This is a genomic window from Rhodococcus sp. KRD175 (assembly GCF_017168275.1).
GTDB classification, from domain to species: domain Bacteria; phylum Actinomycetota; class Actinomycetes; order Mycobacteriales; family Mycobacteriaceae; genus Rhodococcoides; species Rhodococcoides fascians.
Window position 1 is genome coordinate 1 of sequence record NZ_JABFAQ010000078.1, and the last position, 9,120, is coordinate 9,120.

Consider the following 9,120-nt stretch of genomic DNA (forward strand, 5'->3'; position numbering starts at 1 on the left):
AAGGCCATCGGAGCACAAACCCCGGCACTGGCGTGAGGCCGGTGGCCCTGCCCGTGGCCGCATCGATATCCGCCGTCCAACACAGCTCGAGGGAAGCCACCTCGAAATCGAAACAGCCCGGATCCCGGTTCTCGATACGAATAGTGGACACCGAGCTCAGTTGGCCCCTGCTCGGATCGGGTGTTCTCATGTACCCATGACCCTCAGCCTGCTGCTCAGCTTCGCCGGTGTGTGCTTTCTGCTGGCGATTCTGCCCGGGCCGGATTCGTTTCTGGTGCTCCGCTACAGCATCGGCGGCCTCAAGCCAGGCGTCGCTGCGGCGATGGGTGTCGCGATCGGCGGACTGTTCTGGGCCGTGCTGGTGGCCGTCGGGTTGGCGGCGATCGTCGAGCAATCCGCGACGGCATACCGCGTCGTCAAAGTTCTGGGTGGGTTGTACCTGCTGTATCTGGGCGTGAAGGCTTTTCGAGCCCGCCGGAAGAACAAGGTGGCAGGCGAGCCGTTGGTCCCGGTGGCGGCATCCGCATGGTCGGCGTTCGGTGCCGGAGTTCTCTCGTGCGCGCTCAACCCGAAGGTCGGACTGTTCTACCTAGCGGTGGTGCCGCAGTTCCTCACTGTGGTCACGTTCACCGGTGCCATGACGCTCGGGCTGGTCGAGGTGGTTGTCGCGGCCGTGGTGATGGGAGTGTTCTCCGTTCTCGCCTCACGCGCTGTGACGCTGCTGCGTAAACCGGCCGTGACCGACTGGCTGGACCGCATCAGCGCTGGATTCCTCGTCGCCCTCGGAATCGGAACGGTGGCGTCTTCGGCCTAGTTGCGGTGGACCGTCAGTCGAGGTCCGGCTCGCCGACGTCCCATCCGCCGCGCCTGATGCGCAGGATGTAGACCAATTCGTTGCTGCCGAAGGCTTCGACGGTGGTGAACCGCTTCGGTTCGGCGTTGACCTCGGGGTTGCGCGCGTGCGCCTCCTCGTAGAGCTGAGTAGCTCGGAGGTCGGCCAACTCCACTCGCGTCCAGAAATCGTCGGACTGCACCGAGTAGACCAGTCGCGGCGCTCCGTCACTGACGTGCGCGAGGTCGATGTCCTCGTCGTCGGAGTCCTCGTCCTCGAGATCCAGGTCGAGGTCGTCTTCGGAATCGACGTCCTGTTCGGCGTCGGTTCCGATCAGATAGACACCCGCCTGCAGGTCACCGGCGGCGACCGTCATGTACTCGGCGTAGTCGCCGGTGTCGATTCCGTCCACGTCCATGTCTGTACGGTAGCCATGTGCTGCTTCGTTCACTGAACCCACTCGCCGTTGCGCGGGGAGACGATATTCCCGACGCCGTCACCATCGACGGCATCTCGCTCTCTCGTGCCGACATCCTGGGAGCGGCGACTTCCGTAGCCGAGCGCATCGGCCGGGCAGATCGGCTCGCCATCCACGCGACGCCATCGGTGAAAACGGTGCTCGCCGTCGTCGGTGCGTTGATTGCCGGCGTCACCGTTGTTCCCGTCCCACCGGATGCAGGCTCGGCCGAACGTGAGCACATCCTCCGCGATTCGGGTGCGCAGGCGTGGCTCGGCGAAGCGCCGCCGGACACCGCGGGTCTGACGGTTCTGCCGGTGCGTCAGCACGCACGGTCGTGGCACAGCTACCCCGAGCCGCAGCCGTCGTCGATCGCGTTCGTGCTCTACACCTCCGGCACCACCGGCCCACCGAAAGGTGTGTTGATTTCTCGCAGCGCCATCGCGGCCGGGCTCGACGCGTTGGCGCAGGCCTGGAGCTGGACGTGGAAAGACACTCTGGTGCACGGTCTTCCGCTGTTTCACGTGCACGGACTGATTCTCGGGTTGCTCGGCCCACTGCGAGTCGGCAGCCCGCTGATCCACACCGGCAAGCCGACGCCCGAGCTCTACGCTGCCGCGCGCGGATCCCTGTACTTCGGGGTGCCGACGGTGTGGTCGCGCGTCGCCGCGGACGAGGCGTCGGCCGGCGCACTGTCCGGTGCCCGACTGCTGGTGTCCGGCAGTGCGCCGCTCCCGGTCCCGGTGTTCGAGAAGCTGCGCGAACTCACGGGCCAGGCTCCCATCGAGCGATACGGCATGAGCGAAACCCTCATCACCATCAGCACCCGCGCCGACGGGGAGCGTCGAGCAGGCTCGGTGGGACTGCCGGTCGCGGGCGTCGAGACACGGTTGCGTGGTGAGAAGGGCGAAATCCTGCCCCACGACGGCGAATCCATCGGTGCACTGCAGATCCGGTGCCCCATGCTGTTCGACGGCTACCTGAACAACCCAGAGGCGACGGCCGCGACGTTCACCGAGGACGGGTGGTTCGACACCGGAGACGTCGCTCTCATCGAGCCCGACGGGTTCCACCGCATCGTCGGGCGCGCCTCGACCGATCTGATCAAGTCCGGCGGGTATCGCGTCGGCGCAGGGGAGATCGAGACCGTGCTGCTGGGGCACCCGAGCGTGGACGAAGTAGCTGTCGTCGGCCTGCCGGATGATGATCTGGGTCAACGCATCGTGGCGTTCGTCGTCGGTACCGAGGTCGAGGATCGAGTGCTCATCGACCTGGTGGCCACCGAACTGTCGATCCACAAGCGGCCCCGGGAGATTCGCGTCGTCGACTCGCTCCCGCGCAATGCGATGGGCAAGGTGCAGAAGAAGCTCCTCGGCTGACTCCGCGTTGTGAGCGCGGGGCGGGTGAAACGCGCTAGCTTCGAGTCATGAACCTGGACGGCGCACGCATTCTCGTATTCGGTGCCAGTGGCGGGCTCGGCGGTCCGATCGTCGAGCAACTCGCGGAGGCCGGCGCGCGGCTGACCATCAGCGGCCGCAGCCTCGAGTCCTCGGAGCAGCACACGGTCAATGCCGATCTGACGCTGCCGGATTCGGCTCGCTCGGTAGTCGCGGAGGCCATCGAACACCACGGCGGTCTCGACGGGATCGTGATCGCCGCCGGTGTCGTGGCGTTCGGCTCGGTCACCGAGGTCGACGACGACACCGTCGACGAGTTGCTGCTGCTCAACTATCTGGCACCGCTGCGCATCATGCGTGAAGGGCTGACCACTCTGGATCAGGGTGGATTCGTACTGAACATCAGTGCGGTGGTCGCAGACAAGCCGATGCCCAACATGGGTGCCTACTCGGCGAGCAAGGCCGCGGCGAGTGCGCTGGTGAAAAGTGTTCGCACAGAGGCACGGAAGTCGAAGATCCGTATCGTCGACGTGCGGCCTCCGCACACCGAGACGGGGCTGGCGACGCGGCCGATCGCCGGGCAGGCACCGAAACTTCCGCAGGGCCTGACGCCGGAGTCAGTGGCAGCACGGATCGTCGCCGCGATCACCGACGACGAAACCGACGTCGGCGCAGACCAGTTCTCTTAGGCTATTGTCGGCACCGTGACCGAGACACATGTGACCGACGCGGGCAGAAGGCTCGTGCGTCGTCGCACCATCGATCTGTGCCTGGTCTGCACTTCTTCCTGTTCGTAACTGTCGATCGAACCCAGCCCCGACGAGCTCCGCACGCTCCTCGGGTCGTTCCGGCAACCTTTTTCGACGAACAGGATCACTCATGACCACATCTGTCTCCCATCTCGGCGGCGTCATCGCTGCCACCGACGACGCAGTACGCGCGGACGCGAAGAACGCTCACGCTGTATTCCGTGCCTCCGCCACCGCGCACGATGCCGTCGCCAGCACCGTCACACTCGGCAAGTTCAGCGTCGAGGTCGACGAGCCGCCGGCCCTCGGCGGAGAGAACACGGCCGCCAATCCCGTGGAGTACTACCTCGCGTCGCTGCTGTCCTGCCAGGTGGTCACCTACCGCGTCTGGGCCGAGAAGCTCGGTATCGTCGTCGACGACATCAAGGCGAAGGCCGAGGGCGACCTCGACGTACGTGGCTTCTTCGGGTTCGACGACGACGTGCGGCCGGGATTCGGTGAGGTGCGCGTCGTCGTGACGGTCACCGGGCCCGAGACCCGTGAGCGGTACGAGGAATTGCAGCAGGCCGTGGACGATCACTGCCCGGTACTGGATCTCACGCGTAACCCCACGCCGATCCACACCGTCCTCGAAACGGCCTGACGTCATGAGCGAGCGAACATTCGGCCTGCGTACCAGAGCAATTCACGCCGGCGCGCGGCCCGACTCGGCAACCGGTTCGCGTGCGGTGCCGATCTATCAAACGGCGAGCTACGTGTTCGAGGATTCTGCTGACGCAGGGGATCTGTTCGCTCTGCAGAAGTACGGCAACGTCTACAGCCGCATCGGTAACCCGACGGTCGCCGCCTTCGAGGAGCGCATCGCGAGCCTCGAAGGCGGCATCGGGGCGGTCGCGTTCGCCAGCGGGCTCGCGGCCGAGTTCGCGGTGTTCGCCGCGCTGGCCGGCACCGGTGATCACATCGTCGCGGCAGCCGGACTCTACGGCGGAACCGTGACGCAACTCGACGTCACACTGCGGCGCTTCGGCGTCGAGACCACCTTCGTTCCCGGCACGGACCCGGCCGATTATGCGGCGGCGGTAACAGATTCGACCAAGTTGATCTACGCGGAGGTCATCGGTAACCCCTCCGGTGAGATCGCCGATCTCGAGGGTCTCGCCGCGGTCGCGCACGATCATGGGATCCCGCTGGTGGTCGACGCGACGATGGCGACACCGTGGTTGAGCCGGCCGATCGAGTTCGGAGCCGACATCGTCATTCACTCGGCAACGAAGTTTCTCGGCGGTCACGGCTCCACGCTCGGCGGCGTCGTGGTGGAGTCCGGTCGATTCGATTGGGGCCGAGGCAAGTTCCCGCAGATGACCGAGCCGGTGGCCTCGTACGGGGGCCTGTCGTGGTGGGGCAACTTCGGGGAGTACGGATTTCTCACCAAACTGCGCAGTGAGCAACTGCGCGACATCGGTGCAGCACTGGCTCCGCACTCTGCCTTCACGCTGATCCAGGGCGTCGAGACGTTGCCGCAGCGCATGGACGCGCACGTGGCCAATGCGCGCGTCGTCGCCGAGTGGCTCGAGTCGGACCCACGCATCGAGTACGTGAGATGGGCTGGATTGCAGAGTCATTCGCACCACGATCGCGCCGCGAAATATCTGCCCTCGGGTCCGGGCGCGGTGTTCGCATTCGGCATCGAAGGTGGTCGCGACGCCGGCCGAACGTTCGTCGAGAGCGTCCAGGTGGCCAGTCACGTCGCGAACATCGGCGACGTACGCACCCTGGTCATCCACCCGGCCAGCACCACCCACCGACAGCTCAGCGATGATCAACTGGCCGGCGCGGGGGTGGGGCCCGAACTCATTCGGATCAGTGTCGGCCTCGAAGACGGCGAGGACCTGCTGTGGGATCTCGATCAGGCCTTGACGCTGGCAACCGGGAAGGCGCGGTCATGAGCGAACGAACCTGGCAGGGACCCTCCGCTCAGGACCGTCAGCGGATCCTGCGTGAGACGAAAACCGTCGCGATCGTCGGTGCGTCCAAGAACCCGTCGCGAGCAAGCTATTTCGTCAATCGGTATCTGTCCTCGACAAGCAACTACGAAATATTTCTCGTCAATCCGACGGTCTCGGACATCGAAGGAACGACCGTCTATTCGACTCTCGCGGATCTACCGAAAAGTCCGGACCTGGTCGACGTCTTTCGCAAGTACGACGATCTCCCGGATGTGTTGAGCGAAACCATTGCTGCGCAGGCGAAGACGATCTGGTTGCAGCTCGGGTTGTGGCACGAGCAGGTTGCCCACGACGCCGAGGCGGCGGGACTGAACGTCGTCATGGACCGGTGCCTCAAGATTGAACACGCCCGCTTCCACGGCGGGCTGCACTTGGCCGGATTCGACACGGGAGTGATCGATTCGCGTCGACCGCGGGGTTAGGGGTCAGGCCTTCAGTAGGCGACCGCTGATTATCGCGGCCAACGATCGTGGCGCGAGACGCACACTGCCGGCGCTGATCTTGTTGGAAAGACCGGACACGACGCTGGCAGGGGTACGGCGAGAGTCCAAGGCGCGCATGGCCGTCGAGACCACCTGCTCGGAGGTCTGGAAGTTGCCCACTGCGGCATCCTCGGATCCGACGACGTCGAAGAACTCGGTGCGCGTCGGGCCGGGGGAGAGAGCGAGGATCTTCAGCGGTGACGTGCGGTACTCGTAGGCGAGCGCCTCGGTGAAGTTCAGTACGAACGCCTTCGTCGCCCCGTATACCGCCATGTTCGGAGTGGGCTGATACGCAGCGGTACTCGCGATGTTGATCAACGCGCCGGTCAGATTCGGCAGAAACGCATGTGTCAGATCCACCAGCGCGCTGACGTTCAATGCGATTTCCGACGCCACCCGCGCCGGATCCTCGTCGCGAAAGCGCCCGTGGGTCCCGAATCCTGCATTGTTGACCAGCGTGGTGGGTGTTACCCCTTTGTCGGCCAACGCCTTTCGTAGTGACTCGCCGATGCCCGGCACGCCCAGGTCCATGGCGACGGCGGTCGCGGTGACGCCATGGTCTGCTTCGATGCGGCGGGCAAGTGTCTCGAGTCGGTCCGCCCGTCGTGCCACGAGGACGACGTTCTCGCCGCGTGCGGCAAAGCGATGTGCGAATTCCTCGCCGAGGCCGGAGCTCGCCCCGGTGATGAGTGCTGTGGATGTCATGCGAGCAAATGTAGGCACTGTCAGCATTGTTGTCAACGCCAACATCGCCTAGGGTGAGTCCATGGCAACGGAGCGCTACCACCACGGTGATCTGCGCGCGGTGCTCCTGGAGGAGGCCGAGCAGAGCATCGCCCGCGACGGCGTGGATGCGCTGTCGCTGCGGCAGTTGGCCCGAGACGTGGGTGTCAGTCACGCAGCCCCCGCGCGCCACTTCCGCGACAAGCAAGCACTGCTGGATGCGTTGGCGCTGCACGGCTTTCAGGAAATGAATCGCCGAATGGTCGACGCGGCCACCGGGCCGGGAGAGCTGCTGGCCAAGTTTCGTGGTGTCGCCCGCGCCTACCTGGGCTTTGCCGTCGAACATCCACAGCTACTGGACGTCATGTACAGCACCAAGCATCACCCCGAGGCCAGCGAACAACTCAAAGACGTTGCGCACAAAAGCATGGCGGCGACGGAATCCTTGCTGCACGCTGCGATGGACGCGGGAGTCATCACCGAAGCATCGCCTGCCGTCCTCGCCCGCGTCGCGTTCGCGAGCGTCCACGGACTCGCCGTGCTCGCCGCCGGCGACCTCCTCGACGGCATGCCTGCCGATGACCTGCTCGACGCCACGGTCGACACCCTGCTCCGCGGATTCACCTGACCGGGTCGTTCCGCAGGCTCCACTCCCAACCATCGGGTCATTCCGCAGGCTCCACTCCCGCCATCGGGTCATTCCGCGGGATCCACTCCCACCATCGGGTCATTCCGCGGGCTCCACTCCTGTGTCGCTAAGTTGTCGGTATGACCGAATACGACCTGCAACGCTTCGTCGACGCCCAGGATCCCGTCTGGAACGTCGTGGTCAAGGAGTTGAAGGCAGGCCGGAAGCAGACGCACTGGATGTGGTTCGTGTTTCCGCAGTTGGCCGGCCTGGGCCGCAGTGCCACCGCTCAGCACTTCGGCATCGCAGACCTGATCGAGGCCGAGCTGTACCTGTCCCACGAAGTTCTCGGGCCACGCCTGAAGAAAGCCGCGCAGCTCACTCTTGCGGTCGAGGGCAGCACGGTCGACGAGATCTTCGGTTACCCGGACAATCTGAAGCTGCACTCGTCCATGACGCTTTTCGCCGAAGCTACCAAGGGACAGTCCGTTTTCGTCGAAGTGTTGCAGAAGTATTTCTCCGGCGAATTCGATGCCGTAACACTCGACTTGCTCGACGAGCGATACCGCTAGCATCGCATCCATGACCACTCCACTCGCCGGATCCATTGCCTTCGTCCATGCCACCTGGCACCTGGACATCGTCGATCGTGCGCGGGTGGGTTTCTCCGCCGAACTCGAGCAGTTGGGCCATGCCGACACCGCGGTCGACGTCTTCGAGGTGCCCGGAGCATTCGAGATCCCGCTGCACGCGCAGCGGCTCGCCAGAACCGGAAAGTATGCGGCGATCGTCGCCGCAGCGCTCGTCGTGGACGGCGGAATCTACCGACACGACTTCGTCGAAACGGCGGTGATCGACGGGCTGATGCGGGTGCAGCTCGACACCGACGTCCCCGTGTTCTCGGTGGTTCTGACTCCTCATCACTTCCACGAACACGCCGATCACAACGCCTTCTTCACCGCGCACCTCGAAACCAAGGGTGCCGAGGCCGCGCGCGCCGTGGTGAAGACACTGGCTTCGCTCGGAACCATCGGCTGACGCTGCCGCAGGCAGATCGGTGGTCGACGTGCGATCCGTGCTCGCGGAGCTCGAACGGCGGGAACCGATCTTTCACCGCCGTGAGTACGGCATCACGCGTGAAGATTTCGATCGTCTGACCGATGTCGATTTCTGGGAGGTCGGTGCGTCCGGTACCCGATACGACCGTGACGAGGTGTGGGCCGTTCTCGGGAAGCGCTATCGACAGGACCCGTCAGGAGACCACGACGTCGACTGGGAAACCAGCGATTTCGAGGTCCGTGAGGTTGCCCCGGACACGTACTTGCTGACGTACACCTTGCTGCAGGTCGACAGACTTACGCGGCGAGCGACGCTCTGGCAGCGACGCGCGGGGGAGTGGACAATCCTGTATCACCAGGGGACCGTTGTGCTCTAGGCATTTCTCTTACCATGGGCCACCGACAGGTTGCGATTCACGAATCCTTATGCACAGCAATAGTTTTCGACTGCACCATCATTGCGCATCGAACACCCGTTCGATACACTTGGTCCATGACCACGGAGATCTGGCAACTGAGCGAAAGCGAACTCCTCGCCGACGCTGCTGATGTCTCCCACCGAATCCAACTGCTCGAAGCCCGGCGGATCGCCCTCGTCGCCGACATCGACACCCGCGTGAGCCGAGAGAAGCTCGGCTTCCCCGGCCCCGCAGGCTGGCTGACCTCCACCACCCTCCTCACCCCGAGCAAAGCGAACAAGATCGTGGCCCTCGCTCGCGGGTTGAAGAACTTCCCCGACATCGCCGACGCCGTCAACACCGGCGTCATGTCCGTCGACCACGCCGCCC

At 64.6% G+C, this 9,120-nt stretch carries 13 protein-coding genes and 1 pseudogene; 11 read left to right on the plus strand and 3 right to left on the minus strand.

The window, feature by feature from the left end; all coding sequences use genetic code 11:
• Positions 1-190: hypothetical protein (locus tag J1M81_RS25865; protein WP_206499171.1), on the minus strand; the 190-nt coding region annotated here is incomplete at its 3' end.
• A gap of 6 nt (positions 191-196) precedes the next feature.
• Between J1M81_RS25865 and J1M81_RS25870 the strand changes: the two genes are divergently transcribed.
• Positions 197-814: a LysE family translocator gene (locus J1M81_RS25870; RefSeq protein WP_027498078.1), complete on the plus strand. Its 618-nt coding sequence runs from the start codon at positions 197-199 to the stop codon at positions 812-814.
• A gap of 13 nt (positions 815-827) precedes the next feature.
• On the opposite strand, the gene J1M81_RS25875 is transcribed toward J1M81_RS25870, so the two are convergent.
• A complete protein-coding gene (locus J1M81_RS25875; RefSeq protein WP_027498077.1) occupies positions 828-1,250 on the minus strand; it encodes a hypothetical protein in 423 nt (140 codons plus the stop codon).
• A gap of 17 nt (positions 1,251-1,267) precedes the next feature.
• Here J1M81_RS25875 and J1M81_RS25880 point away from each other — a divergent pair, with 17 nt between their 5' ends.
• The 5 genes from J1M81_RS25880 to J1M81_RS25900 all read left to right on the plus strand — a co-directional run bounded on the left by J1M81_RS25880 (position 1,268) and on the right by J1M81_RS25900 (position 5,863).
• A complete protein-coding gene (locus J1M81_RS25880) occupies positions 1,268-2,668 on the plus strand; it encodes an acyl-CoA synthetase (protein WP_206499172.1) in 1,401 nt (466 codons plus the stop codon).
• 47 nt (positions 2,669-2,715) lie between these two features.
• Positions 2,716-3,375 carry an SDR family oxidoreductase gene (locus J1M81_RS25885; protein WP_206499173.1) on the plus strand — a complete coding sequence of 220 codons (660 nt, stop codon included), beginning with the start codon at positions 2,716-2,718 and terminating at the stop codon, positions 3,373-3,375.
• A 190-nt stretch (positions 3,376-3,565) separates the two neighbouring features.
• Positions 3,566-4,078 carry an OsmC family protein gene (locus J1M81_RS25890; RefSeq protein WP_027498074.1) on the plus strand — a complete coding sequence of 171 codons (513 nt, stop codon included), beginning with the start codon at positions 3,566-3,568 and terminating at the stop codon, positions 4,076-4,078.
• Positions 4,079-4,082: 4 nt separating this feature from the next.
• Positions 4,083-5,381 carry an O-acetylhomoserine aminocarboxypropyltransferase/cysteine synthase family protein gene (locus J1M81_RS25895; RefSeq protein WP_027498073.1) on the plus strand — a complete coding sequence of 433 codons (1,299 nt, stop codon included), beginning with the start codon at positions 4,083-4,085 and terminating at the stop codon, positions 5,379-5,381.
• A complete protein-coding gene (locus J1M81_RS25900) occupies positions 5,378-5,863 on the plus strand; it encodes a CoA-binding protein (RefSeq protein ID WP_057472841.1) in 486 nt (161 codons plus the stop codon). The genes J1M81_RS25895 and J1M81_RS25900 overlap by 4 nt, the downstream gene beginning before the upstream one ends.
• A 3-nt stretch (positions 5,864-5,866) precedes the next feature.
• On the opposite strand, the gene J1M81_RS25905 is transcribed toward J1M81_RS25900, so the two are convergent.
• Positions 5,867-6,628: an SDR family oxidoreductase gene (locus J1M81_RS25905; protein ID WP_037219506.1), complete on the minus strand. Its 762-nt coding sequence runs from the start codon at positions 6,626-6,628 to the stop codon at positions 5,867-5,869.
• A gap of 61 nt (positions 6,629-6,689) precedes the next feature.
• Between J1M81_RS25905 and J1M81_RS25910 the strand changes: the two genes are divergently transcribed.
• The 5 genes and pseudogenes from J1M81_RS25910 to J1M81_RS25930 form a co-directional block, all read left to right on the plus strand.
• Positions 6,690-7,274: a TetR/AcrR family transcriptional regulator gene (locus J1M81_RS25910; RefSeq protein WP_057472842.1), complete on the plus strand. Its 585-nt coding sequence runs from the start codon at positions 6,690-6,692 to the stop codon at positions 7,272-7,274.
• Between the two features lie 140 nt (positions 7,275-7,414).
• Positions 7,415-7,846, plus strand: a complete 432-nt coding sequence (locus J1M81_RS25915; protein WP_032390327.1) for a DUF1810 domain-containing protein — start codon at positions 7,415-7,417, stop codon at positions 7,844-7,846.
• A 10-nt stretch (positions 7,847-7,856) separates the two neighbouring features.
• Entirely contained in the window at positions 7,857-8,312 is a 456-nt protein-coding gene (locus J1M81_RS25920) for a 6,7-dimethyl-8-ribityllumazine synthase (protein ID WP_032383855.1), read from the plus strand.
• Positions 8,313-8,340: 28 nt separating this feature from the next.
• On the plus strand, positions 8,341-8,709 hold the full coding sequence (locus J1M81_RS25925) for a DUF4440 domain-containing protein (RefSeq protein ID WP_237606342.1): 369 nt from the start codon (positions 8,341-8,343) through the stop codon (positions 8,707-8,709).
• A gap of 116 nt (positions 8,710-8,825) precedes the next feature.
• Positions 8,826-9,120 (plus strand): annotated as a pseudogene (locus tag J1M81_RS25930) (DUF222 domain-containing protein); the annotation flags it as partial.

What these genes read in the sequence shown, in the direction of transcription:
- J1M81_RS25920 (WP_032383855.1), top strand. Translation starts at nt 7,857, where the DNA reads ATGACCACTCCACTCGCCGGATCCATTGCCTTCGTCCATGCCACCTGG.
- J1M81_RS25885 (WP_206499173.1), top strand. Translation starts at nt 2,716, where the DNA reads ATGAACCTGGACGGCGCACGCATTCTCGTATTCGGTGCCAGTGGCGGG.
- J1M81_RS25915 (WP_032390327.1), top strand. Translation starts at nt 7,415, where the DNA reads ATGACCGAATACGACCTGCAACGCTTCGTCGACGCCCAGGATCCCGTC.
- J1M81_RS25910 (WP_057472842.1), top strand. Translation starts at nt 6,690, where the DNA reads ATGGCAACGGAGCGCTACCACCACGGTGATCTGCGCGCGGTGCTCCTG.
- J1M81_RS25870 (WP_027498078.1), top strand. Translation starts at nt 197, where the DNA reads ATGACCCTCAGCCTGCTGCTCAGCTTCGCCGGTGTGTGCTTTCTGCTG.
- J1M81_RS25875 (WP_027498077.1), bottom strand. Translation starts at nt 1,250, where the DNA reads ATGGACGTGGACGGAATCGACACCGGCGACTACGCCGAGTACATGACG.
- J1M81_RS25895 (WP_027498073.1), top strand. Translation starts at nt 4,083, where the DNA reads ATGAGCGAGCGAACATTCGGCCTGCGTACCAGAGCAATTCACGCCGGC.
- J1M81_RS25905 (WP_037219506.1), bottom strand. Translation starts at nt 6,628, where the DNA reads ATGACATCCACAGCACTCATCACCGGGGCGAGCTCCGGCCTCGGCGAG.
- J1M81_RS25890 (WP_027498074.1), top strand. Translation starts at nt 3,566, where the DNA reads ATGACCACATCTGTCTCCCATCTCGGCGGCGTCATCGCTGCCACCGAC.
- J1M81_RS25900 (WP_057472841.1), top strand. Translation starts at nt 5,378, where the DNA reads ATGAGCGAACGAACCTGGCAGGGACCCTCCGCTCAGGACCGTCAGCGG.